This is a genomic window from Puniceispirillum sp. (SeqCode), from assembly GCF_965657105.1.
GTDB lineage: Bacteria > Pseudomonadota > Alphaproteobacteria > Puniceispirillales > Puniceispirillaceae > Puniceispirillum.
In genome coordinates this window covers 1-24,478 of sequence record NZ_CBFHNB010000030.1, presented here as the reverse complement: position 1 = coordinate 24,478, position 24,478 = coordinate 1, and the positions used below count along the sequence as shown (strand labels likewise).

Sequence of the window (24,478 nt, the reverse complement as noted above, 5' to 3'; positions counted from 1 at the left end):
AAATTCGCCAAGACGATTAGTGATGTCAACAAGCCCCTGCTCAAGACGGCGTACGTCGTACCGATTATTATCTGTAAAATCAAACAATGATATCAGATCAGGAATATCAACATTTTCAATTTCACTGGTCAGTGTAATATCACGAACCGTATATTGCGTGCCCTCGTTTAAAATGAAGGAGACGGCAAAACCACTTCGGTCAGGCAATAATCCGCCACGAACACGGGTAACTGAAATGTCGGCGTAACCACGCGCAAGATAAAACTGGCGCAGCAAGCGCACATCATAATCCAACCTGCCTTCATCATATTTGTCTGCCGAACTCAAAAACGCCCACCAGCGCTGCTCACGGCTTGAAATAGCACTACGCAGAACCCGGTCTGAATAACGTTGGTTGCCCGAAAAGCTGATCGAATTGATCTTGATAAGAGGACCCTCATTCACTTCGAACACCAGATCCACACGGTTTTCATCAAGCTCGATGATTTTAGGCTCAACAGAGGCACCAAACCGGCCGCCAGCCTGATACAAATCAAGCAATGTTCTGGTCGCTTCAAGGGCTAGTTTCTGGGTGAATACACGGCGCGGCTGAACGTCAATAGCTTCCAACAGGCGTTCATCATTGATGGCATCATTTCCTTCGATATTAATCCTGTTGATAATGGGGTTTTCCTGAATATCAATGGTGATAACACCAGCTTCATTATCAATACTGATATCTTTGAACAGACCGGTATCAAAAAGCCGTTCCAGCGCGACGTTGAGGCTGCTCTGGGTCACCGCATCACCAATATTTACCGGTAGATATGACAGCACCGTACCCGAAGACACACGCTTATTTCCAAGCACCCGTATTTCGGACACACGAATGTTCTGATCATCCGATTGGGCATATATTTCATTGGCGGGAAGCAACAGACCTGAAACAAATAGAAAAATCGCAATTAGAAAAAAATTACGCATGGATACTCCATCTTTATCCGAACAGGCACAGCACCAGTTTTCAGACCAGAACGATGCATTATTGAGACAGTAAAGGTAAATAGGTCAAAAACCTAGATACAATTTCCCTACGATATCAATCGTGCCAGATCAAACAAGACCAGAAATAACGTTAGCGTCATCAAAATGGCTATGCCACCCCGCATTAAGATAGCCTGCCAGTGAAGTGGCAAAGGTTTTCCAAGCACCGCTTCAATTAGAAAAAACGCCATATGCCCCCCATCCAGCGCCGGAATTGGAAGCAAATTAATCAAACCAAGATTAATCGAAATCACCGCGGTAAGCAAAATGAACGGCACTATTCCCTGATTAAGCACAGTACCGGATATTTCAGCGATGCGAACAGGACCGCCAACTTCGCCTTTTTGAATATTGCCTGTGACAGCACGCCCCAATCCACGCAAGATCATGATCGACATGTGAAACGCGTCCGATGTTGCCGTGACAACTGCTGTCGAAGGCGCCATGCGCACACGGGCATTAACCGGAACTGACTTAACCCCTAACACCCCGACAGTTATGTCCAACTGCTCGCTGAATTGTGCTTTAGGCGTCACCGGCAAGGTGAATTCTTGATCATCACGGCGCAAACGAAAATCCAACTGTTTTCCGGGGCTTTCAATAATCAAACCACGCATATCATTGAATTCACGTATTTTAATGCCGTCAATTTCCAAAATTAGATCACCGCTTTGCAACCCTGCCTCAGCGGCAGGCATGTCGGGTATAACCTCGCCTATTTCGGCTGGTAATATCTGTTTACCAACGGTTATATAAACCATGGCAAATAATAAAATGCCGAGAATAAAATTAGCTACGGGTCCTGCTAGGACAATCGCCATCCGCCAGTAAAGCCCAGCCCCACCAAAACTACCTTCGACATGGGCACTGCCCTGTCCGGGCGTGCTGGCGGCGTCTTCATCACCGCGCATTTTGACAAAACCACCAAATGGGATCGCCGCAATACGCCAGCGCGTGCCATTCTTGGCTGTCCGGCCATAGAGTTCAGGACCAAATCCGATGGAAAAAACCTCGACGATCACCCCAGCTTTACGCGCCACCCAATAATGGCCAAGCTCATGAAAAAAAACGACCGGGGTTATTAGTAGCAAAAACCCAATAATCAGATCAAAGAATCCAAGGTCACCCATCTTAATTACCTCTAGTTTCTGCGACAGATAACATTACTGCCCTTTAATTTTTTCAACAAGAACAGTCGCCACACGCCGCGCCTCGTTATCAACAGCGATGACAGCGTCAAGCGTGTTAATGTCACCATCTATATTGGTGGTCAGGCTATCTGCAACAATAGTGGCAATAGATGAAAAGCTAATGTGACCTGCTAAAAATGCAGCTACAGCCACTTCATTGGCACCGTTTAGAATGGCTGGGGCTGTTCCAGCTTGCTTTAAAGCGTTCTGCGCAAGGGCAAAACATGGAAAACGATCCGGCTCAATAGCCAAAAATTCGAGTTTGCCAAGCGCAACAATGTCCAATGGTTCCGGATCCCAGTTCAACCGACCTGGCATTTTCAGCGCATAAGAGATCGGCACCTGCATATCAGCAGAGGATAACTGGGCAATAATTGACCCATCACGAAAATGTATCATACCGTGAATTGCAGACTGGGGATGAATAACCGCTTCAATTTGTTCTGCAGGCAGATCAAACAAAAAATGTGCTTCGATAACTTCAAGCCCTTTATTCATCATTGTTGCACTATCAACCGAAATTTTGCGCCCCATTTCCCAATTAGGATGCGTTACAGCATCTTGTTGCGTGATAGATGCAAATTCATTCAACGGGCGGGTTAAAAAGGGGCCACCCGATGCTGTTAGACAAATCCGCTGAATCGATGACATACCCTCATGAACATCCTTACCATAAAGACGTTGCTGCCATCCATGCCAACATTGAAAAATGGCACTATGTTCACTGTCGAGCGGGATGATCCGCGCGCCATATCTTGTCACAGCCTGGCTGATCACATGACCAGCAGAAACCAAAGATTCTTTATTGGCTAATCCAATAGTCTGACCAGCTTCAACAGCTTTCATCATTGAAGGCAACCCAGCAAGACCAACAATGCCAGCAATAACGATATCAACCTTGATGGTGGCTAGTTCCGCACATTCATCATTGCCCGCAACAATCTTTATTTGAGAACCTAGTAGACGCTCAGCCAGACGCGCCTGCTGACTGGCATCAGCAATACCGACAACATCTGGTCTAAATTCAAGCGCAAGATCAGCAAGCTTTTCAACATTTGAGCCGCCAACAAGAGCTTTAATGCGAAATAGGTCAGGATTGTGTCGCACCAAAGCCAGCGTATTATCGCCAATGGAACCTGTTGCCCCAAGAATGGTGATGACCGTATGTGTTGACATGCCGAACCTTTACTAAGTAAAAAACACCAATGCGACTATCGGCAAGGTAAGAAGATATCCGTCGAACCGATCAAGCAAACCACCATGTCCTGGGATAAGCCGGCCACTATCCTTTACACCCATTTGACGTTTTACACTGGACTCAAACAAGTCGCCAAGCTGAGCCAGACAGCCAATTATGCACCCAAAGCCAAAAGCTATAACCGGGGTCAGACCATACATACCCGCAAAGATAAAATAAAGAATGCCAGCCGCCACAACCCCGGCAATAGCCCCAGACACTGTTTTATTCGGGCTGATCGACGGTGCTAATTTGGGCCCGCCCACGCGTCTTCCCACAAAAAATGCTGCTATGTCACAGGCAGCAACAACAGCACAAACAGCCAACAGCATATATTGCCCATTCTGGCTGTTAATAATCACCTGCGCACTGACACCGCACAAAGTTGTAAGGCCAACGAAAACGGCTAAAGGAAATGATTTCTGCCACATTAGCAAAATCATCATAGCTGTGATCACTGCCAAAATTAACCGCAAATCAATGACCATAAGCCATAATGGCATACCCACAAAAGCAAACAAAACAACCACTATAAATGTAAAGGGCTTGGCCAAATCAACTAGCCGGCTAAATTCTAACCCCATAAGAATGAAGGCAAACCAAACAATCAAAGATGCAATTTTGGCGTCAAACCAAACAAGGGCTATAATCGGAACAAGGGTAGCAAACCCAACAAGGCGCTGAGCCAATGGGGAAAGCGACGAAAATGGCATCAAGTCGTGTCACTTGATATAGTGCTGAGTTTTTTATCATTGTCAGCATGATTGCCACCAAAACGACGCTCTCTATTATTGAATTCGGTAATGGCAGCTTCCAGATCAGATGCTTTGAAATCAGGCCAATATATTTCACTGAAATAGAGTTCAGCATAGGACAAGTCCCACAGCAGGAAATTTGAAATGCGCTTTTCGCCGCCAGTACGGATGAGTAAATCAACCGGTGGCAAAACTGCCGTTTGCAATCGTGACTTCAAGAAATCGTTATTTACCAACTTTGGATCAATAACCCCTGCTGCCACCTCTTCGGCGATTTGACGCGTCGCTTGTGTGATGTCCTGCTGACCACCAAAATCAAGCGCAACGGTTAAATTAAGAACAGTATTTTCAGCCGTCAGCATCTCAGATTTATTAATAAGCATTTGTAAATCGTCAGAAAAATTTATTCTGTTACCAATGACACGAAGCCGAATGTTATTGTGCATTAGATCTTCGATATCTCGCATTAAAAAACGGCGCATCAATTTGAGCAAACCCGACACTTCGGGTTCAGGACGGCTCCAATTCTGTGCAGAGAACGCAAATACCGTCAGCCAACGGATCTGGCTTTGAGATGCCGCACGGCAAATATCCTTAAGCGACTCAGCGCCTTGATTGTGTCCACGAATAATTTCAAGCCCGCGGCCTTTTGCCCAGCGTCGATTGCCATCCATTATTATTGCTGTGTGATGCGGTGTTTTTACCATTATTAAAACCTGATTGGTGGTCTTTTCCAAAATTCAAATGGATATATCCAAAGCAAGGATTATAGCCATTAGGCTGTTATACCTGAGTTATCTCTTTTTCTTTATTGGCAAAAGCATCGTCAATTTTTTTAACATACTCATCAGTTGTTTTCTGAATGTCACTTTCCAGTCCGTGGCGCTCGTCTTCAGACAACAAACCGTCTTTTTCGGCCTTGCGAACACTTTCAATACCATCACGACGAACATTGCGGATAGCGACACGAGCAGCTTCTGCATAGCGGCCTGCAACTTTGACCATATCTTTCCGGCGTTCTTCCGATAAATCAGGAATTGGGACACGAATGAGCGTACCTTCGGCCATTGGATTTAGACCAAGATCCGACTCACGAATGGCTTTTTCCACAGACGCTGTCATGGACGCATCCCACACGGTCACTGTTAGCAAACGTGGCTCAGGCGCCGAAATATTGCCTACCTGACTCATCGGCATCTTAGAGCCGTAAGCGTCAACCATGATAGGTTCAAGCATACCCGTCGATGCGCGCCCAGCACGAAGCCCCATGAATTCAGTTTTCAGACTGGCAAAACCGCCTTCCATCCGACGTTTCATATCTTCGATATCAAAATCAGCCATTTCCCCTACCCTTAGCTAAATTAAAGTCCGATGCCATTCATTGATTAGTGAACGATTGTAAACTTGCCCTGATGCCGCAATACGCTAGCAAACCCACCTGCGCTTTCAATAGAAAAAACAAGGATGGGTATATTGTTCTCGCGGGCTAATGAAATAGCAGAAGCGTCCATCACCCGCAAATCATCTGAAAGCACCTGCAAATAGCCAAGTTCGTCATAGCGCTTTGCATTTTTATCTTTTTCAGGATCAGCCGAATAAACGCCATCAACACGCGTTCCTTTCAGCAAGGCATGACAATTCATTTCGGTGGCGCGTAAAGCGGCGGCGGTATCCGTGGTAAAAAATGGATTGCCTGTACCCGCCGCAAAGATCACAACACGGCCTTTTTCAAGATGCCGCGTTGCACGGCGCCGGATATAAGGTTCACAAACAGCACTTATCGGCAATGCCGACATGACCCGCACAGGAACGTCCAATTGTTCAAGCGCGTTTTGCATAGCAAGGGCATTCATAACCGTTGCCAACATGCCCATATAATCACCAGTCGCACGTTCCATACCAGCGGCGGCACCGGACACACCCCGGAAAATATTACCGCCACCAATGACAAGGCATACCTCTACACCCGTGGCGATAACGTCCTTTACCTCTATGGCGACTTTGCTAACCATTTCAGGATCAATACCATATGAACGTCTGCCCATCAGGGATTCTCCTGAAATCTTGAGCATTACACGTTGATATTTCAAATCCGTTAGGGTTTCGCTATCTGTTGCCAAGGCTGACTCCTTTGTTTTCCACTTAGGAAAGTTGTGCTGCAACTTCCGCCGCAAAGTCTGACTCTTCGCGTTCAATACCCTCGCCAAGATTAAACCGTACAAATGCCTTTAGGGTAATCTCTGCACCGGCATCTTTACCCGCTTTGATGATAACATCTTCGATCCGGGTTTCACCATCAATAACCGATGTTTGCTCAAGCAGAACGACTTCCTGATAGTATTTTTTCATCCGGCCTTCGACCATTTTTTCGGCTATTTCCTGAGGCTTGCCCGAGGCTTTGGCTTGTTCAATTAGCACGTCACGCTCACGCGCAACCATATCAGCATCAAGATCATCAACCGACAAACTTGCAGGTGACGTTGCCGCGATATGCATAGCTATCTGTTTGCCCAAACCATTCAACGCTTCAGCTGATGCGCTTGATTCCAGAGCCACAAGAACGCCAATACGGCCAAGACCGTCAGCTGTCGCATTATGCATATATGAAACTACAGAACCACTGGAAACCGACACTTTTTCCATACGACGTAGTGACATATTTTCACCAATCGTTGCGATCTTGTTAGTCAGTTCTTCCGATACATTGCGATCTGTATCAGGGTAATCCAGCGTCTTTAGCGATTCAATGTCAGAAGCGCCAAGCGCAAGCAAGCCAAGGTTTCTGGCAAAATCCTGAAACTCGGTGTTACGCGCGACAAAATCGGTCTCTGCGTTGAGTTCAACAATCGCACCCGACGTGCCATCAACCGCGACCGCAACCAAACCTTCAGCCGCTACACGACCTGATTTTTTAGCCGCCGCCGCCAAACCCTTTGTCCGCAGCCAGTCAATGGCCGCGTCCATATCGCCATCAGTCTCGCCAAGAGCTTTTTTACAATCCATCATACCTGCGCCAGATTTTTCGCGCAGTTCCTTAACTAGTGCAGCCGTTACACTCATTTTGCTATCCTTATATGCAAAGTTGTTAAAACCATTAGCCCGCAATATGCAAGCAAAGCTGTTTCCCCCACTGTAGGGAAAACAGATGTTTGTTATTCCTTGGCAACTGTGTCTTCAGCAGGAGCCGCCGCTGTCGCCTCTGCGGCAACTTCAGCAGCCACCGCGACAGGTGCCACTTCAGCGGGCACATCTTCAACAGGGGCTTCAAGAGCCGCCTCGACAGGTGCTTCGACAGCCGCACCAACGTCACCACCGCTTTTCATCAATTCAGTTTGCAAACCATCAAGAACAGCACCTTGAACCAGCTCGCAATAGAATGTGATTGCGCGCATGGCGTCGTCATTTCCTGGGATCAGATAGTCAACACCTTCTGGGCTGGCATTACTATCGACAACAGCGACCACCGGAATATTAAGACGGTTAGCTTCCTGCACCGCAATGGCTTCCTTATTCGTATCGAGGATAAACAGGATGTCAGGCAGGCCACCCATTTCCTTAATACCGCCAAGTGTGCGTTCAAGTTTTTCCTGTTCGCGGGTCAGCTGAAGAATTTCTTTCTTGGTGAGCTGGTTGATCTCGCCGCTTTCCATGCGGGTTTCAAGATCACGCAAGCGGCGTATTGACTGGGATACAGTCGCCCAATTTGTCAACATGCCACCAAGCCAGCGGTGATTTACGTAATATTGCCCACAGTCACGAGCTGTTTCAGCAATCTTTTCAGACGCGGCACGCTTTGTGCCAACAAACAACACACGGCCACCCTTTGCAGCCACATCACTGATTGCCTTTAAGGCGTGATGCAACATCGGGACAGTCTGCTGAAGATCAAGAATATGTGTTTTGTTGCGTTCACCGAAAATAAACGGTTCCATACGCGGGTCCCAACGACGAGTGCTGTGACCGAAATGAACGCCTGCTTCAAGCATTTGGCGCATAGTAAAAGTAGGGAGAGCCATGTTATTTACTCCTGTTCTCCGGTTAAACCTCCATGAGGGAAATGAAAGGCAGATGCCTTCACCGGATGGCCTGAGGCATGGATTTTGCCATGCCGGACCGCCCTCATGTGTGAATTGAGGTGAGATGTATCGCCTTATACATGAAAAAGCAAGCCAGAAAGCCGTATTTATCAGCCAAACAAGAATAATCTTTTCAATTTCGATAAGTGCTAGAGGTCACGGACTTCAAGTATCCCCGGAATACGACGCAAATTCTGGCGCAATTCACCACTCAGCTTGAAACGGCCTGCCAATGCGACGCGCACATCATGCCCATCGACGGTGAAATTCAACTTGACCTCGGCCTTGCCAGGCCCATCATCGCGCAGAGCCGATTTAAGCTGTTCAAGCGGTTTATCATCGCGTATCCACAAGCCGACACCGCCATGCCATGCCGCTACAGCATCATCCAGCACCTGCACACGTGCAGCCAGTAACCGGGGGCCATTTTCTTCAATTTTTAGGTTAGCTGAAACCAGCAATGGTTTGTCATCATTTAATAAATGTGAACTCTCAGACAGCACATCAGAAAAGAAAGTTGTTTCAAAGACACCCGTCTGATCGGTAAATTGAACAAAGGCGAATTTATTACCACGTTGTGAAACACGCACCTGTTTACCGGTGATTGACCCTGCTAGATTGACGCGTTGCGGTGGTCGCCCAGCCTCGATCTGACGGTTTAATTCACTGGCTGTGATAATGCGCAGTTTTTCAAGCTGTTTGCCATATCCATCAAGAGGATGCGCTGACAGATATAGACCCAGCGCGTCAAACTCTTCTTTCAGACGATCCATTGGCACCCAGTCTTCACATGAGGTAAGCCGCAATGAATTGGCCATGCTGTCGGTATCGTCACCAAATAGATTATTCTGGTTTGATTCCTTGTCGCGCCGGAGGGTTTCGGCATGTGCCAATAGATAATCGATGTTGTTTAATAGCTCATGGCGATTGGCATGAAGACAGTCAAGCGCCCCTGCCCGCACCAGATTTTCCATCTGCCGCCGGTTGCTAGCATCACGGGGCAGACGTTCAAGGAAATCCATCAAATGTTCAAATTTTGTACCAGCGTCTCGCTTTTCAGTAAGCCGCGCCATAGCTTCGGCGCCCACATTCTTGATCGCTCCAAGCGCATAGCGAATGGCCAGCTTAGCATCGGCATCAGTTTCGGAATCGGCATTGGCGTTGGTATGATCATTATCGGGCTCAACACGAAAACCGGCGAAGGAATGATTGACGCAAGGCGGCTTGATCACGATGCCCTTTTGCTGACATTCCTGACGGAATACAGCCAGTTTTTCGGTATTGCCCGCATCAAGCGCCATCGATGCGGCCAGAAACTCGACCGGATAATTGGCCTTGAGATAAGCGGTCTGATAGGATACCAGCGCATAGGCCGCAGCATGCGATTTATTGAAACCATATCCCGCAAAGGCCGCAATCGTGTCAAAAATATCAGAGGCCAGTTTTTCCGATATCTGATTATCTATAGCGCCATTAACAAAGGTTGCCCGCTGGGCATCCATTTCGGCTTTGATTTTCTTGCCCATCGCGCGCCGTAGAATGTCAGCTGCGCCAAGCGTGTAGCCAGCCAGAACCTGCGCGGCTTGCTGTACCTGCTCTTGATAGATCATGATGCCATAGGTTTCGTTCAACACTGGCTCAAGATCAGGGTGCATGTAGGTAATCTGCGACGGGTCGTGCTTTCGCGCTACATAGTCGGGGATATTCTCCATCGGCCCCGGACGATAAAGTGCCACCACCGCAATGATGTCCTCGAAGCGATCAGGCTTTAGGCCGCGTAGAACATCCCGCATGCCAGCTGATTCCAACTGGAATACGCCAACCGTGTCACCAGCTGAAAGCATCTCAAAGGTTTTGGTATCATCAAGTGGTATGGCATCCAGATTAATATCAATGCCACGCAGGGCAATGAATTCAACCGCGCGCTGAAGAACGGTCAGTGTTTTCAGCCCCAAAAAGTCAAATTTAACCAGACCAGCCTGTTCAACCCATTTCATATTGAACTGGGTTACTGGCATGTCCGAGCGAGGATCCCTGTATAACGGCACAAGATCAGCCAAAGGACGATCTCCAATGACCAAACCTGCCGCATGTGTCGAGGCATGTCTGTAAAGACCTTCAAGCGACAATGACATGTCAATCAGATCAGCAACCTGCTCATCCTGATTGCGTTCGGCACGAAGATCAGCTTCGCTTTCCAGCGCCTGTGCTATGGTGGTAGGATTAGCCGGATTATTAGGAATTAATTTGGCGATGCGATCCACCTGCCCGTAAGGCATTTCAAGCACACGGCCAACATCCCGCAAAGCCGCACGCGCCTGCAAAGATCCAAAGGTAATGATCTGGGCTACGCGGTCTTTACCATATTTTTCCTGAACATATGTGATGACTTCATCACGCCGATCCTGACAAAAATCGATATCAAAATCAGGCATAGACACACGTTCTGGATTCAAAAACCGCTCAAACAGCAACCCCCAGCGAAGTGGATCAAGATCCGTGATTGATAACGCCCATGCCACTACCGAACCAGCACCAGACCCTCGCCCCGGCCCCACAGGAATAGCAGCGTTTTTTGCCCATTGGATAAAATCAGCAACAATTAGAAAATAACCCGGAAATCCCATCTGATTGATAACACCAAGCTCAAAAGCCAAACGATCTTGATACGGTTTGGCTATATCTGCTTTTGTAGCGGCGTCCATGTCATCTTTATAGACATGCCGTTCCAACCTATGCGCAAGGCCATCTTCGGCCTGTCGTGCCAGCGCAACATCTTCGGTTAAATTCGTACCAGCCGTAAAAGCAGGCAGGATTGGCGCGCGTTCAGGCGACATATAACTGCAACGTTTGGCAATAGTTACTGTATTTGTTATAGCTTCTGGAATATCTACAAATAAATCAGTCATTTGTTTGCCTGATTTAAAGTAATGGTTAGACGAATATTTGATGCGATTTTCTTCTGAAACCTTGCGCCCTGTGCCAATACAAATCAGCGCGTCATGTGGGCCAGCCATCTTAGGCGTATCAAACCGGCAATCATTGGTCGCAACCAGCGGCAGATCAAGATTGTCAGCCAATGCAACAAGAATCGGTTCAGCTACCTGCTCAGCGCCTAAGCCATGCCTTTGCAGTTCGATATAGACACGCCCCTGCATGATTGTATGTAAAGCTTGCAAACGTGATTTGGCTAGTGATTGACGGCCATCTGATGCGGGCAAACCAACAAACCCCTCCATGACACCACCAGACAGCAAAATCAGCCCTTCAGATCGGGCTGCCAAGGCATCAATGCTACATTGCGGGTCGGTGTTTGCCTCTGAATTCAACAAAGCGTCAGATAAAAGATGGGAAAGATTGACGTAACCCGTTTCATTCTGCGCCAGCAAAACAACTTCGCCAGTGCCCTGACTATCAGTGATATTGAGTTGCGCGCCCATAATCGGCTGAACACCCACATTGACCATAGCCTTGGAAAATTCAAGCGCCCCAAACATATTGTTGGTATCGGTGATGGCGGCGGCTGGTTGGGCATCATCAGACACAAGACGCGCAAGATTCTTGATCCGTAAAGTCGACTCGGCCAGTGAATAGGCTGTGTGCAAACGAAGATGTACAAAATTGGTGGGCATTTAACACCTGTATCATAGCTGGAATAGCCAGCATAAACCCAAATCATAAACCATAGTGACATAAGCGCAATGCACTGGCACCTAGTTGCCTCAATATTTTTAAAAATCAGGACGAAAGATCAGTTAATGGTTTCTATGACACCGTTTTTAAGCGTCAGAATGCTATCCATTTCATGCGCCAATTGCTGATTATGTGTAACTACCAAAGCCGCTGTATTGGTGCCATGAACAATCGCCGATAGATGTTCAAAAACACCCGCCGCCGTAGCCGGATCAAGATTACCTGTTGGTTCGTCAGCCAGCAAGACACGCGGCGCATTGGCGACTGAGCGCGCGATGGCAACACGTTGCTGTTCACCACCCGATAGCAAGCCCGGCCGATGACTATCACGATTCACAAGACCAACCATCTGTAATAATTGTTCAGCGCGTGCGGCTGCTTCGTCACGGGCAAGACCATTCAGCATTTGCGGTATCATGATATTTTCAAGCGCCGAAAATTCAGGAAGCAGACGGTGAAACTGGAACACAAAGCCAATATGCGACCGGCGTAACTGGCCACGCTTGCGCCGGCCAATCTTATCTGTTTGCTGACCAGCGATAGTAACGGTGCCACTTGTTGGTGTTTCGAGAAGACCCGCGATATTCAACAAGGTTGATTTGCCCGAACCCGATGGGCCGATAAGCGCTTTCATTTCCCCTGATGCTACCGTTAAGCTAGCGTCATTGAGAATTTCCAGTTTGTTATCGCCCTGTATATAGTTCTTGGTCACCTTGTCGAGTGACAGCATTGGTATGCGGGTTTGTTGCTGTTTATTCATAACGCAAAGCCTCTGCCGGGGCGATGCGCGTCGCCCGCCATGCTGGATACAGACTGGCTATAAAGGATAATGAGATGGCCATTATAATCACCATCAATACTTCCTGCGGATCAACCTTGGCCGGTAAATTGGACAGGAAGTAGATTTCGGCGGCAAATAATTCAGAACCGGTCAGGCCTTCGAGAAACTCTTTAATAGCGTCTATTTTCCAACAAAATAGCATCCCCAGAACAGACCCGATAGCCGTGCCAACGACGCCTATGCTGGCACCTGTCATTAGGAAAACCCGTAAGATAGATCCCCCGCTTGCACCCATAGTTCTGAGCACAGCAATATCAGCGTTCTTTGAACGTACCAGCATAATCATTGATGATACGATATTGAAAGCCGCGACAAGAATGATCAATGTCAGGATCAAAAACATAACATTACGTTCAACAGCGAGCGCGTTCAAAAAGCTTTTATTTCTGTCAAGCCAGTCAAAGGCACGAAGGTTTTTGGTCAGTGTGCTGGTGATTGTCTCCCGGTAAAAGGCTATGTTCTGCGGATCATCAACATAGATTTCAAGCCCCGATACCGACGTGGGTAGCCCCAGAAAGTCACCTGCAACATCAAGCGGCATAAAAATGAAGCTGGTATCATATTCATGCATACCAACATCAAAGATGCCTGCAACCTTGAAGCTTCGACGTGTTGGTAAGGTACCAAAGGCGGTGGCTTTACCACGCGCCGTGGTCAAGGTGATCGTTCCCCCCGGAGTTATACCAGTCTTGAACGCCATGGTTTTGCCAATCAACACGCCACCATCATCACGAAAGCTGGCTATGGCCTTATCATCAAGTGAGTCCCATAAAGGCTTGCGCGCCGCGAGATCAGACCAGCGTACGCCGCGAATAACGGCACCCAGGCTAACTGCATTTTTGGTCGCCATGACCTGACCTTCGATCTGAGGTGTAACCGCAATAACACCCGGCATTTCAGTGATTGAAAGCGCCAAATCATCATAGTTTGTAATGCCGTTGCCCTCGGTACTATAAATAGCCACATGACCATTAAGACCAAGAATACGATCGACAAGTTCGGCGCGAAACCCATTCATCACCGACATCACAATAATCAGCGTGGCAACGCCAAGTGTGATCCCCGCCAGTGAAAACCAGGCAATAACTGAGATAAACCCTTCAGCCCGACGCGCCCGCATATAGCGTAGTGCAAGCATCCGTTCGACCGGAGAGAAAAATAAAGCCATTAGACAGTTCCCAATTCAAAGGATAGGTGAATGACGCGCATCATAGGTTACATCAATTATCGATTTAAGATTTTGGTAACACCAGAATCTGGCGACATTTCGGCAGTTTCGCCCGTTTTACGCCGCTTTACCTCAACCATGTTATTTTCCATACCACGTGGCCCGACGACAACTTGCCATGGAATGCCAATCAAATCCATGCTTGCCATCTTGGCGCCCGGACGATCGTTACGGTCATCAAGCAATGGCTCCAATCCGGCATTGTCAAATTGTTCATACAGACGTTCAGCTTCAGCATCACATACTGCATCACCCGGTTTCAAATTGACGATAGCCACGCCAAATGGCGCTACAGAATCTGGCCAAATAATACCCTTTTCGTCATGACTGGCCTCAATAATGCCACCAACAAGCCGTGACACGCCAATACCATATGACCCCATATGCACCGGCACAGCTTTGCCATCAGGGCCACTGACTGTCGCGCCCATGGCTTCTGAATATTTTGTTCCAAAGTAAAAAATATGGCCAATCTCAATACCACGAAGCGACATCAATTCATCTGTCGCCACCGGACAGTTATCCGCATCATGCATATCATCTGCACGCGCATAAAGGCTGGTATATTTGTCAACAAATGGCTGAAGATCGGCATTATAATCAATGTCAGCATCCAGATTGATGTTCATCCAATCTTTATGAAAATAGACGCCGCTTTCGCCTGTTTCTGCCAGAATGATAAATTCGTGACTCATGTCACCGCCAATCGGGCCTGTGTCGGCTTCCATAGGAATCGCCGTTAACCCCATACGGGCAAAGGTTTTGAGATAAGAAACAAACATACGGTTATAGGCCGCACGTGCCTTGTCGCCATCCAGATCAAACGAATAGGCATCCTTCATCAAAAATTCACGGCCACGCATAATGCCAAAACGCGGGCGCACCTCATCGCGGAATTTCCACTGAATATGATACATATTCAACGGTAGCGCCTTGTAACTGCGCACATGCGCCCGAAAAATATCGGTGATCTGTTCTTCATTGGTGGGGCCGTAAAGCATGTTACGCTCATGCCGGTCAACGATACGCAACATCTCGGCACCATAATCGTCGTAACGGCCAGATTCCTGCCATAGCTCGGCTGGTTGGATCGTCGGCATCAGAATTTCCAAAGCGCCTGCCCGGTTTTGTTCTTCGCGGACGATATTTTCGATTTTATCGAGGACACGCTTGCCAAGCGGCAGCCATGAATAGATACCGGCGCTGGATTGTTGCACCATTCCCGCCCGTAACATCAAACGATGTGATGCAATTTGTGCTTCTTTCGGGGTTTCTTTCAGGAGGGGTAGAAAATACTGGCTAAGACGCATAAAGGTTTCCTTGGTATGGCTAATTCATAATAAGATCCGGCACAGCTGGCAAATCCGGCACATATGGCAAATTAAAGTCGTGCAGGTCAATAATGATGCCCAGCAGATATCGATAATCTAGATTGAAGCCCCGCCTAACGCAAGGATGGAAGCCCCTCATGATTGAAGATATCGGCGATCATCTCATCCGAGACCTCTGCCAATGTCGCAGGTGACCATGTAGGGGCATTATCCTTATCCACCAGAACGGCTCTGACGCCTTCGACAAAGTCTGGGCGGCGCATCATCTTGAGGGCGAGTTTAAAATCAAGATCAAGCGCAGCATCGACGTCTGCAATCGTATCTGAAAGACTCAATAAATGCGTAAATACCTTGATTGAGGTCGGGCATCTTGTGGTCAATAGGTTGTGGATGTTGTCGGCAAAGGCATCGCCCTTGATACGCGCCATATCGGCAGCACGCATCACCATGTCTTCGGCCTTTTCAGCGCCAAAAATATAATCAATCGCCGCCCGGTTCGCGCTTAGCCCCGGCACCCCCGGATCAGTCTGAAAGTCAGCAATGACGCTATCAATCGTATCTGCGGAACAAGCCACAAGCGCGTCTGATAGCTTATCAATATCAGCGCTTTTGACAGTCGCATGGGCAAGCCCCAGCATCATACAATCGGCCCCATCAAGCATTGCCCCCGTGGTGCCTATCCATAGCGCAACCGGCCTAGGACAGCGCCCCAGAAACAAGCTGGCTGTGGCATCCGGAAACAAGCCTATAGCGGTTTCAGGCATGGCAAAACGCGTAGTATCGGTAACAATAACATGTGAACAATTCTGCGCTATGCCAGCACCACCCCCCATCACAATGCCATCACATAAAGCAATGATTGGTTTGGAAAAATGCGCAACCGCAACATCTGCCAGATATTCAGACCGGAAATAATCAAGCGCCCCGTCAATAGGATCTTCAGACAATAATGCGCGCGCAAAACGCACATCGCCACCTGCGCAGAACGCACGAGGTGCACTGCTTTTGAGGATGACATGCGAAACCGTATCATCATGATCCCATGCGGCCAGCTGATCATGCAGAACCGTAACCATCTCTATACTCAGCGCGTTCAACGCCTTGGGACGGGCAAGTGTGATCACACCAACCTTTTGTGACCCTGAGCCGGTTTCAGATGAACAGATAATGTCGCTTTGTCGCATTGCAGAAAGACCCATGTTTGTTTATGTATAGTGCATCAAATTGAAACATATCGGAAACCAGCGGGCATGAGTAGAGGTCATTTTCCATCCACACGGATGCGTCGTAACCGCATGCAATCCTTTTCACGTCGGTTAATGGCAGAAACAAATCTGACAGTGGATGATCTGATCTGGCCTATGTTCGTTATCGAAGGTCAGGCGATTGATGATCCTATCGCGTCGATGCCCGGGCAATATCGCTATTCGATTGACCGCCTTGTTGAAAAGGCGAGCGAAGCTGTTGCCCTTTCGATTCCAGCTATTGCGATTTTCCCAGCTTTGGATTCATCGATGAAAGATGCTGATGGCAGCGGTGCCCTTGATGGTAATAATCTTATCTGCCGGGCTGTTCGTGCTGTCAAAAACGTCTGTCCAGATCTTGGTATTATTTGCGATGTCGCGCTTGATCCCTTTACCGATCATGGACATGACGGGGTAATCCGTGATGGTATGGTCGCCAATGATGAAACCGTTGATATTCTATGCCAGCAAGCGGTTCTACAAGCTGATGCTGGCTGTGATATCATTGCACCATCCGACATGATGGATGGGCGAGTTGGCGCTGTCAGAACCGCGCTTGATAAGGCAGGACATCATAATGTGATCATCATGTCCTATGCAGCCAAATATGCCTCGGCTTTCTATGGCCCGTTTCGCGATGCGGTCAAGGCGGGCGCCTCGCTTGGATCAACTGGTAAATCAAGCTATCAGATGGATCCGGCGAATAGTGATGAAGCGATGCATGAAATCGGCCTTGACCTGCAAGAAGGCGCCGATATGGTGATCATCAAACCCGGCATGCCTTATCTTGATATCTTGAATAGGGCAAAAACCGAATTTGGCGTGCCATGTATCGCCTATCAGGTGTCAGGAGAATATGCGATGATTCTGGCGGCAGCCGAAAATGGCTGGCTTGATCAGGATCGAAGCATGATGGAAAGTATGGTGGCTTTCAAACGCGCCGGCGCCGATGCTGTGATTACCTATTTTGCCCCGCAAATTGCTACAATTCTGCATTCAAAATAGCTTCTGCACTAGCGCAGATAATCAAAGCCCGCTAACGTCGTTATATACGTAATTCAACTGTACTGGACATGCCCCCATGTTCGGCAATCACAATTCCAAAGGGGTTCTTAATATGGGTGTTTCAGCACAAGATATTCGCGATGCGGCCAGATTGCTTGACGGCAATGTTATTCGGACGCCAATGCTGAAGTCACCTTTATTGTCCCGTCATCTGGGATGTGAGGTCTATGTAAAACTCGAATGCCAACAATATACGTCATCTTTCAAGGCACGCGGTGCTTATGTTGCCATGCTGGGGCTAGACGATAACCAGAGAAAAAAAGGCGTTATCGCCATGTCAGCGGGTAATCATGCGCAGGCGGTCGCCTATCACGCCGAAGCCATGGGCATACCTGCAGTGATCGTGATGCCGTCACAAACACCCTTTGCCAAGGTCACGCGCACCCGAAGCTATGGTGCCGAAGTGGTGCTTGAAGGACGCAATCTGAATGAATGCGAAAATACAGTTCAAAAGCTGATTGAAGAACGTGGCCTGACCCTTATTCATCCCTATGACAACGAAAAGGTTATGCAAGGTCAAGGCACGGTTGGGCTGGAAATGCTGGAAGATCAGCCTGATCTGGATATGCTGGTTGTGCCTATTGGTGGTGGCGGTCTGATGGGCGGCATATCAACAATTGCGCGCGATATTCGCCCCGATATGAAAATCTATGGTGTGCAGACCGAAGCCTATCCATCAATGAAATTGGCCGTGGCTGGACAGGAGATTGTCTGTGGTGGGGAAACGCTTGCCGAAGGCATTGCGGTTAAAAAGCCAGGCGGCGTCACCTTGCCAGCTATCGAAAAGAATGTTGACGATATTCTGCTGGTCAATGAACAACAGCTTGAATGGGCTGTCGGTGCCCTGATCGAACAGCAACGGGTTGTTTCCGAAGGGGCTGGCGCGGCTGGTATCGCGGCACTTTACGCCTATCCCGAGATGTTTGCAGGGCAGAAAGTCGGAGTTGTGATCTGTGGTGGGAATATCGACCCACGATTACTGGCATCCATATTAAACCGTAATATGGCAAGCGATGGCCGGGTTGCGCGGTTGCGTATCGATATTTCGGACGAACCGGGTATGCTGGCGGCGATTACCGCATCAATTGGACGTTGTGGTGGCAATATCATCGAAATTTACCATCAACGGCTGTTTTTTGATGTGCCTGCCAAACTCGCCAAAATTGACGCTGTGATCGAAACGCGCGGCACCGAGCATGTCAAAGAGATCATCGATGATTTACGCAAAGCAAACTTTACCGTTCGCCAACTTGATGACGCCGACAAAATCTAGCAAAGACATAAAAGCGTTTTTACGAAACGCCAAGCTTGATTTCTGGCGCTGTTCATTGGCACATTAGAGTATGGATCAGGATAAACGTCTTCATAATCAGCCCCCCCTTGCCGTTCGCTTGAGTATGCGCAGTGAATGTCCGTATATTGCGGGGCGAACCGAACAGCGCGTGGCTGTCGATATCAGTCAGAACCCTGCCTTGCACGATCAAATGGCTAGAGCTGGCTTTCGCCGTGTTGAAAACTGGGTTTATAAGCCTGCCTGCCCCGGATGCAACGCCTGCATTCCATGGCGCGTTGATACAGTTGGTTTCAAGATGGGGCGCAATCTGTCACGTATCTGGCGCTCAAATGAGGATTTGACCCGTCAAATTGCGCCAATCACTACAACAGCAGCACATTTCAATCTATTCAAACGTTATATCAACACCCGTCATGGAGATGGGCAAATGGCAACGATGAATAAGGATGAATTTGTCAGCATGATCGAAAACAGCCCTATTGAGTCTGTCTTGCTCAATTATGTGACCGCTGATGGGCGCTTAATTGGGGCGGTGCTAACCGATGTTCAAAGTGACGGTTTAAGTGCCGTTTACAGCTTCTATGACCCGTCTGAAACAAAACGATCGCTTGGCACTTATATGATTATGGACATGATCGATTTTGCCAAAGAGCTTGGTTTGCCATGGCTTTATCTAGGCTATTACGTCGAAGACAGTAGCAAGATGTATTACAAAGCCCGCTTCAAGCCAGCCAATGTTTTCATTGATGGCCAATGGCAAACATATAAAGCGCCGCAAGATACATAATCAAAACTTGAAAAGACGCTGATTAACTGGATTTAGGTGAATTTTGCCGGACGCGGAAAGCCTGTCGGCGGCAATTTACCAGCACCTGCCCTTTTTGCAATCCAGTTACTCATATCCGTTTCGGTACGCGTGCGACCACCCCCCGCCTGCCAGCTCAAGCCTTTATCACTATGATATACTGTCACATCAGCAAGGCCGCCATCTTTGAAACGTTGCAGAATGACACCACGTCCACGTGTCATTTCGGGTAATTCGCTAATCGGAAAGGCCAGTAATTTGCGATTCACACCAACCGTGGCAACCATATCGCCATCGACCATACAACATGCAACAGCACGCGCATCTCCAGGCAAGTTGAGTATCTGTTTCCCACTTCTTGTTTGCGCAATGGCAGATTGCGTATCCACGATCAGACCATGTCCAGTACTAGCGGCAACTAGCATTTTACCAGCTACACCGCGCAATAATGTGATAATTTCGATATCCGCCGGCAAATCAGTCAAGAGGCTTACAGGTTCACCAAAACCACGCCCACGCGGCAAGCGATCACCTGCCAATGTATAGAAACGGCCATTATCGGCAAACAACAAAATCTTGTCAGTGGTTTCGGCATGTAAAACCAAACCGGGGCCATCACCTTCTTTGAACTTGAATTCAGTATCAAGCTCCTGATGCCCCTTCATGGCCCGAATCCAGCCTTTGGCTGAGCAAATGATGGTTATTGGTTCACGCTCGACTAGAATATCAGTCGGGTCAAAATCGATTTCAGGCGCGTCAGCCAATGTTGTTCGCCGCTTGTCATCCTTGGCAAAACTATCCTTCATTTCTTTAATTTCAGTGGATATTTTTTTCCATTGCAGATCTTCATTCGTTAACAAGTTCTGTAAGTCAGCCTGTTCAGCAACCAGATTATCCCGTTCGGTGCGCAAGGCCATTTCTTCAAGCCTACGCAAAGAACGCAAACGCATATCCAGAATGGCATTGGCCTGAGTTTCGGTCAGATCAAAGCGCGCAATCAAAGCGTCACGTGGGTGTTCAGATTCACGGATGATGGCTATCACTTCGTCAAGATTGAGATAAACGATCAAATAGCCATCTAGCACCTCAAGGCGATGCGCAATCTTACCCAAACGAAAACGCGCACGACGTTGCAGAACAACCTGCCGATGCGCAAGCCACGCATTTAAAGCCCCGCGCAAATCCATAACGCCAGGTCGTCCTGTGGCATCAAGCACATTCAAATTCAGCGGTACGCGGGTTTCAAGATCGGATAGTTTGAACAGACTTTCCATGACGATTTCAGGTTCAAGACGACGTGATTTCGGCTCGAGCACAATACGCAAATCTTCGGCAGATTCATCACGGATATCAGCCAGAACAGGCAATTTCTTTGCATTAAGCATTTCGGCAAGACGTTCAATGAGACGAGATTTTTGAACCTGATAAGGAATTTCGGTGACAACGATTTGCCAACCACCCCCCTTTTCCTTTTCAATTTCCCAGCGCGCCCGTACCCGAAAACCGCCGCGACCTGTTGCATAGGCATCACGGATTGAATCTGCCGGTTCAACCAGCAAGCCACCTGTCGGGAAATCAGGGCCTTTAACAAATTGCATCAAGGTATCAATCGAGGCGTTTGGATGTTTAATCAAATGAAGCGACGCATCAGCAAGTTCAATGACATTATGAGGGGGGATCGATGTTGCCATACCAACAGCAATGCCCTGGGCACCATTGGCTAGCAGGTTAGGAAATCCAGCAGGCAGTAAGACAGGTTCTTCGGATTCACCATCATATGTTGGTCTGAAATCAACAGAATCTTCGTCAATACCGTCAAGTAAAAGCCGCGCCACTTCGGTCATGCGCGCTTCGGTATAGCGCATGGCAGCGGCGTTATCACCGTCAATATTGCCAAAATTACCCTGTCCATCGACAAGCCGATAGCGCATGGCAAATTCCTGAGCCAAGCGCACCATTGCATCATAGATGGCCGCGTCACCATGAGGATGAAATTTACCCATAACATCGCCAACCACACGGGCGGATTTTTTGAACCCCTGACCCGGATCAAGCTTTAACTGACGCATGGCAAAAAGCAGACGCCGGTGCACAGGCTTCAATCCATCGCGCACATCCGGCAAAGACCGTGATGTGATCGTGGATAAAGCATAGGCCAGATACCGTTCGCTTAACGCATCAGAAAAGCTTGTCTGATCAATATGTTCACCGGGATTGGTATATGTATCATTCGCCATGATGTACCTTGTTAAGATCGCTTGTGGTCACTGACTCTTTTCGATATGAGCGCTTTGGTTATAGCGGTTTAAGACCATATCGGCTAGCCGTCTTCGTTGTATTGGTAGATCTTGATTATGCGCCGCAAAGACACGTTTCTCAAGGAAATGACCCGTTAAATTCAGGCCTGAAACGTGATCGGATGCCACATTCGTAATTCCGCCCAAAAATACCGGCAATGTCAGCATCCGCTGGACATATTCGCCAGCCTGATCCAATGCGATCGCACATCCCGATTTTGGGCTTACATAAGCAAGCTTTTCCCTGGCACCACTGGCAGCACAACGCGTCAGATCAAGCTGGTAGCCTGCGGCATTCAGCAAACCAAGCTCCCACCGGATATAGCCCTCAATCCAACGATGTTCTGGATCATCCAGACACATTAGGTCAAACAGGGCATTTGTGCCATCATATAAGGCATGCTGGGCTTCGCGTTCCGGCAAAGTTCCATCAAGCAATGCACAGGCTGACGCTATGCCTGCAAGCCGTAAAGCATCATCCAGCATCAAAGCCGGTATCGCGCTAATCAATTCAATTTGCATCTGTCCAAGCTGGTCGATAAGCCGTGCACGCCAGCTGACGCGTACACGATTGCCAGGTTGTAATATGCCACGCATTTTGGACGAGCTGCCGCCGCGAACAAGACCAGCATGACGGCCATTTTCTGCGGTCAGCACAATTACCACGGCACTGCCCTCACCATGTGGCTTTACCGAAATAATGACGGCATCAGCAACCCATTCAGGCATTGTAATCCAGATCCCACAAAGAATAACGCGCCGAGTCATCCATCCAGTCTTTGCGGTATTTCACATGCGAAAAGACATGCACTCGTCTTTCAAGCGCCTCTTCAAGATCACGGCGGGCGGCAGACCCAATCCGCTTGATTGTCTGTCCCTGCTTGCCAAGAATAATGCCACGATGCCCTTCACGCGCGACATAAATCGATAAATGAACCTCAGCGCTGCCATCATCGCGCTCTTCCCAGCTTTCGGTTTCCACCGTCAACTGATAGGGCAATTCCTGATGCAAGTTCAAAAACAGCTTTTCACGCATAATTTCTGCCGCCAAAAGCCGCAGGGGCATATCTGAAAGATCGTCAGGGTCGAACAGATAGGGGCTTGCGGGCATATGGCCAGCTAGCCATGTCTTCAGATCACCGATGCCATTGCCTGTTTCAGCCGACACCATGAAAATACGTTCAAAATCATATAACTTGGACATGGCGTCAGCACGCTCAAGCAAGCGTTCCTGCGGCGGCAGATCGATCTTGTTAAGCACCAATGATGCCTTGCGACCAGACTTTTTGAGCTTTTCGATGATGTTCAGCGTATCCTGATCAATTTCGCGGCGGGCACAGTCATGAAGCATTAACAGAACGTCGCCATCTTCGGCACCTTGCCATGCAGCCTGCACCATAGCCCTGTCTAGCCGTCGCTTTGGCGTAAAAATACCCGGTGTATCAACAAAAATGATCTGCGCCGTACCCTGCATAGCAATACCACGAACCCGGCTGCGTGTGGTTTGCACCTTTGGAGTAACAATCGACACTTTCTGACCAACCATGGCATTCATCAAGGTTGACTTGCCCGCATTCGGTGCCCCGATAAGCGCTACAAAGCCAGCCCTGGTCATCGCGTTATCGCTCGTCATGTTATCTCTTTCTTGGTTGGGTCTTTTTTCGTTATTTGAGCCACCATAAGCGCAGCGGCTTGCTGTTCGGCCAGTTTGCGGTTTGAAGCGCTGGCCACTATAGAGTTATACCCTTCAACAGATACTTCATATATCATTTCAGGCGCATGATCTGGTCCAGATTTAGAAATTAATCTATATAGAGGCAAGGCAAGCCCCTGTTTCATGACCAATTCCTGCAGACGTGATTTGGCATCCTTTTCAGTACCTGCTGGCGCGGCCGTATCAAGCGCCCAATAGTCTAGGATGAAACGTCGCGCCACCTCAAAACCACCATCGAGATAATGCGCCGCGATCAAACTCTCAACCGCATCAGCAATAACCGATTCATTTTCGGCTAGCGCCATGCCGTTCTGAACCGAAATAAAGCGAGCCAATTCAAGTTCACGGCCAACTTCGACTAGCTTTGACTGACGGGCATCAGCATGTAACCGCAAGGATAATTTGCCTTCATCTTCATCTGGACATTGGCCATAGAAAAAATCAGCCAGAACAAGACCAAGAACCCGGTCTCCCAGAAATTCAAGCCGCTCGTTACTTTTTGTCGGCCCAGCGAAACTGGCATGTGTCAAAGCGCGGACAAGCACTGATTGATCGTTGAATTTATGTGCCAGCCGGTGGGCTAGTGGTTTCAAATCAACTGATTTCATCAAATAATTGTATCACCAAGGCGACCATAACGAATTGCAAATGGCCATTTCCAAAATTCCCAAATACGGGCACTGCC

General features: G+C 48.3%; 21 protein-coding genes. 3 read left to right on the top strand and 18 right to left on the bottom strand.

What is annotated here, in order from left to right; all coding sequences use genetic code 11:
• The 14 genes from ACTF7Q_RS05790 to ACTF7Q_RS05725 all read right to left on the bottom strand — a co-directional run.
• The coding region (locus ACTF7Q_RS05790; RefSeq protein WP_438996909.1) for a POTRA domain-containing protein at positions 1–963 on the bottom strand (963 nt) is incomplete at its 3' end.
• 107 nt (positions 964–1,070) lie between these two features.
• Positions 1,071–2,153: an RIP metalloprotease RseP gene (gene rseP, locus ACTF7Q_RS05785; protein WP_438996908.1), complete on the bottom strand. Its 1,083-nt coding sequence runs from the start codon at positions 2,151–2,153 to the stop codon at positions 1,071–1,073.
• A gap of 33 nt (positions 2,154–2,186) precedes the next feature.
• On the bottom strand, positions 2,187–3,389 hold the full coding sequence (gene dxr / locus ACTF7Q_RS05780; protein WP_438996907.1) for a 1-deoxy-D-xylulose-5-phosphate reductoisomerase: 1,203 nt from the start codon (positions 3,387–3,389) through the stop codon (positions 2,187–2,189).
• Positions 3,390–3,401: 12 nt separating this feature from the next.
• Positions 3,402–4,163 carry a phosphatidate cytidylyltransferase gene (locus ACTF7Q_RS05775; RefSeq protein ID WP_438996906.1) on the bottom strand — a complete coding sequence of 254 codons (762 nt, stop codon included), beginning with the start codon at positions 4,161–4,163 and terminating at the stop codon, positions 3,402–3,404.
• Positions 4,163–4,912 (bottom strand): polyprenyl diphosphate synthase, encoded by a 750-nt coding sequence (gene uppS, locus ACTF7Q_RS05770; RefSeq protein WP_438996905.1) that lies wholly within the window; start codon positions 4,910–4,912, stop codon positions 4,163–4,165. The genes ACTF7Q_RS05775 and uppS overlap by 1 nt, the downstream gene beginning before the upstream one ends.
• 76 nt (positions 4,913–4,988) lie before the next feature.
• A complete protein-coding gene (gene frr / locus ACTF7Q_RS05765) occupies positions 4,989–5,546 on the bottom strand; it encodes a ribosome recycling factor (RefSeq protein ID WP_438996904.1) in 558 nt (185 codons plus the stop codon).
• Between the two features lie 44 nt (positions 5,547–5,590).
• Positions 5,591–6,277, bottom strand: a complete 687-nt coding sequence (gene pyrH, locus ACTF7Q_RS05760) for a UMP kinase (RefSeq protein ID WP_049757567.1) — start codon at positions 6,275–6,277, stop codon at positions 5,591–5,593.
• Positions 6,278–6,347: 70 nt separating this feature from the next.
• A complete protein-coding gene (tsf, locus tag ACTF7Q_RS05755; RefSeq protein ID WP_438996903.1) occupies positions 6,348–7,265 on the bottom strand; it encodes a translation elongation factor Ts in 918 nt (305 codons plus the stop codon).
• 92 nt (positions 7,266–7,357) lie between these two features.
• On the bottom strand, positions 7,358–8,221 hold the full coding sequence (gene rpsB / locus ACTF7Q_RS05750; RefSeq protein WP_438996902.1) for a 30S ribosomal protein S2: 864 nt from the start codon (positions 8,219–8,221) through the stop codon (positions 7,358–7,360).
• A gap of 209 nt (positions 8,222–8,430) precedes the next feature.
• Complete coding sequence (dnaE, locus tag ACTF7Q_RS05745) at positions 8,431–11,913, bottom strand: DNA polymerase III subunit alpha (protein ID WP_438996901.1); 3,483 nt, start codon at positions 11,911–11,913, stop codon at positions 8,431–8,433.
• A 119-nt stretch (positions 11,914–12,032) separates the two neighbouring features.
• On the bottom strand, positions 12,033–12,734 hold the full coding sequence (locus tag ACTF7Q_RS05740) for an ABC transporter ATP-binding protein (protein WP_438996900.1): 702 nt from the start codon (positions 12,732–12,734) through the stop codon (positions 12,033–12,035).
• Positions 12,727–13,983: a lipoprotein-releasing ABC transporter permease subunit gene (locus tag ACTF7Q_RS05735; RefSeq protein WP_438996899.1), complete on the bottom strand. Its 1,257-nt coding sequence runs from the start codon at positions 13,981–13,983 to the stop codon at positions 12,727–12,729. Before ACTF7Q_RS05735 ends, ACTF7Q_RS05740 begins: the two co-directional genes overlap by 8 nt.
• 56 nt (positions 13,984–14,039) lie before the next feature.
• Positions 14,040–15,353: a proline--tRNA ligase gene (proS, locus tag ACTF7Q_RS05730; RefSeq protein ID WP_438996898.1), complete on the bottom strand. Its 1,314-nt coding sequence runs from the start codon at positions 15,351–15,353 to the stop codon at positions 14,040–14,042.
• 134 nt (positions 15,354–15,487) lie between these two features.
• The gene (locus ACTF7Q_RS05725) at positions 15,488–16,558 is read right to left on the bottom strand and encodes an enoyl-CoA hydratase/isomerase family protein (RefSeq protein ID WP_438996897.1); all 1,071 of its coding nucleotides are present in this window, start codon (positions 16,556–16,558) and stop codon (positions 15,488–15,490) included.
• Positions 16,559–16,624: 66 nt separating this feature from the next.
• On the opposite strand from ACTF7Q_RS05725, the gene hemB reads away from it, so the two are divergent.
• The 3 genes from hemB to ACTF7Q_RS05710 all read left to right on the top strand — a co-directional run bounded on the left by hemB (position 16,625) and on the right by ACTF7Q_RS05710 (position 19,764).
• Positions 16,625–17,623 (top strand): porphobilinogen synthase, encoded by a 999-nt coding sequence (gene hemB, locus ACTF7Q_RS05720; protein WP_438996896.1) that lies wholly within the window; start codon positions 16,625–16,627, stop codon positions 17,621–17,623.
• A 76-nt stretch (positions 17,624–17,699) separates the two neighbouring features.
• A complete protein-coding gene (locus ACTF7Q_RS05715) occupies positions 17,700–18,956 on the top strand; it encodes a threonine ammonia-lyase (protein ID WP_438996895.1) in 1,257 nt (418 codons plus the stop codon).
• A gap of 70 nt (positions 18,957–19,026) precedes the next feature.
• On the top strand, positions 19,027–19,764 hold the full coding sequence (locus ACTF7Q_RS05710; protein WP_438996894.1) for an arginyltransferase: 738 nt from the start codon (positions 19,027–19,029) through the stop codon (positions 19,762–19,764).
• Positions 19,765–19,796: 32 nt separating this feature from the next.
• Here the strand turns inward: ACTF7Q_RS05710 and parC are convergent, their stop codons facing one another.
• The 4 genes from parC to rnc are packed head-to-tail and all read right to left on the bottom strand — an operon-like array spanning position 19,797 to position 24,401.
• Complete coding sequence (gene parC / locus ACTF7Q_RS05705) at positions 19,797–22,019, bottom strand: DNA topoisomerase IV subunit A (protein ID WP_438996893.1); 2,223 nt, start codon at positions 22,017–22,019, stop codon at positions 19,797–19,799.
• 27 nt (positions 22,020–22,046) lie between these two features.
• Positions 22,047–22,808 (bottom strand): DNA repair protein RecO, encoded by a 762-nt coding sequence (gene recO, locus ACTF7Q_RS05700; protein ID WP_438996892.1) that lies wholly within the window; start codon positions 22,806–22,808, stop codon positions 22,047–22,049.
• A complete protein-coding gene (gene era, locus ACTF7Q_RS05695) occupies positions 22,801–23,712 on the bottom strand; it encodes a GTPase Era (RefSeq protein WP_438996891.1) in 912 nt (303 codons plus the stop codon). Before era ends, recO begins: the two co-directional genes overlap by 8 nt.
• Positions 23,709–24,401, bottom strand: a complete 693-nt coding sequence (gene rnc / locus ACTF7Q_RS05690) for a ribonuclease III (protein ID WP_438996890.1) — start codon at positions 24,399–24,401, stop codon at positions 23,709–23,711. The genes era and rnc overlap by 4 nt, the downstream gene beginning before the upstream one ends.
• Between the last annotated feature and the right edge of the window lie 77 nt (positions 24,402–24,478).

Bases quoted from the DNA above. Each gene is read 5' to 3' on its own strand.
- rseP (WP_438996908.1), bottom strand. From the start codon at position 2,153: ATGGGTGACCTTGGATTCTTTGATCTGATTATTGGGTTTTTGCTACTA.
- dxr (WP_438996907.1), bottom strand. From the start codon at position 3,389: ATGTCAACACATACGGTCATCACCATTCTTGGGGCAACAGGTTCCATT.
- ACTF7Q_RS05775 (WP_438996906.1), bottom strand. From the start codon at position 4,163: ATGCCATTTTCGTCGCTTTCCCCATTGGCTCAGCGCCTTGTTGGGTTT.
- uppS (WP_438996905.1), bottom strand. From the start codon at position 4,912: ATGGTAAAAACACCGCATCACACAGCAATAATAATGGATGGCAATCGA.
- frr (WP_438996904.1), bottom strand. From the start codon at position 5,546: ATGGCTGATTTTGATATCGAAGATATGAAACGTCGGATGGAAGGCGGT.
- pyrH (WP_049757567.1), bottom strand. From the start codon at position 6,277: ATGCTCAAGATTTCAGGAGAATCCCTGATGGGCAGACGTTCATATGGT.
- tsf (WP_438996903.1), bottom strand. From the start codon at position 7,265: ATGAGTGTAACGGCTGCACTAGTTAAGGAACTGCGCGAAAAATCTGGC.
- rpsB (WP_438996902.1), bottom strand. From the start codon at position 8,221: ATGGCTCTCCCTACTTTTACTATGCGCCAAATGCTTGAAGCAGGCGTT.
- dnaE (WP_438996901.1), bottom strand. From the start codon at position 11,913: ATGCCCACCAATTTTGTACATCTTCGTTTGCACACAGCCTATTCACTG.
- ACTF7Q_RS05740 (WP_438996900.1), bottom strand. From the start codon at position 12,734: ATGAATAAACAGCAACAAACCCGCATACCAATGCTGTCACTCGACAAG.
- ACTF7Q_RS05735 (WP_438996899.1), bottom strand. From the start codon at position 13,983: ATGGCTTTATTTTTCTCTCCGGTCGAACGGATGCTTGCACTACGCTAT.
- proS (WP_438996898.1), bottom strand. From the start codon at position 15,353: ATGCGTCTTAGCCAGTATTTTCTACCCCTCCTGAAAGAAACCCCGAAA.
- ACTF7Q_RS05725 (WP_438996897.1), bottom strand. From the start codon at position 16,558: ATGCGACAAAGCGACATTATCTGTTCATCTGAAACCGGCTCAGGGTCA.
- hemB (WP_438996896.1), top strand. From the start codon at position 16,625: ATGAGTAGAGGTCATTTTCCATCCACACGGATGCGTCGTAACCGCATG.
- ACTF7Q_RS05715 (WP_438996895.1), top strand. From the start codon at position 17,700: ATGTTCGGCAATCACAATTCCAAAGGGGTTCTTAATATGGGTGTTTCA.
- ACTF7Q_RS05710 (WP_438996894.1), top strand. From the start codon at position 19,027: ATGGATCAGGATAAACGTCTTCATAATCAGCCCCCCCTTGCCGTTCGC.
- parC (WP_438996893.1), bottom strand. From the start codon at position 22,019: ATGGCGAATGATACATATACCAATCCCGGTGAACATATTGATCAGACA.
- recO (WP_438996892.1), bottom strand. From the start codon at position 22,808: ATGCCTGAATGGGTTGCTGATGCCGTCATTATTTCGGTAAAGCCACAT.
- era (WP_438996891.1), bottom strand. From the start codon at position 23,712: ATGACGAGCGATAACGCGATGACCAGGGCTGGCTTTGTAGCGCTTATC.
- rnc (WP_438996890.1), bottom strand. From the start codon at position 24,401: ATGAAATCAGTTGATTTGAAACCACTAGCCCACCGGCTGGCACATAAA.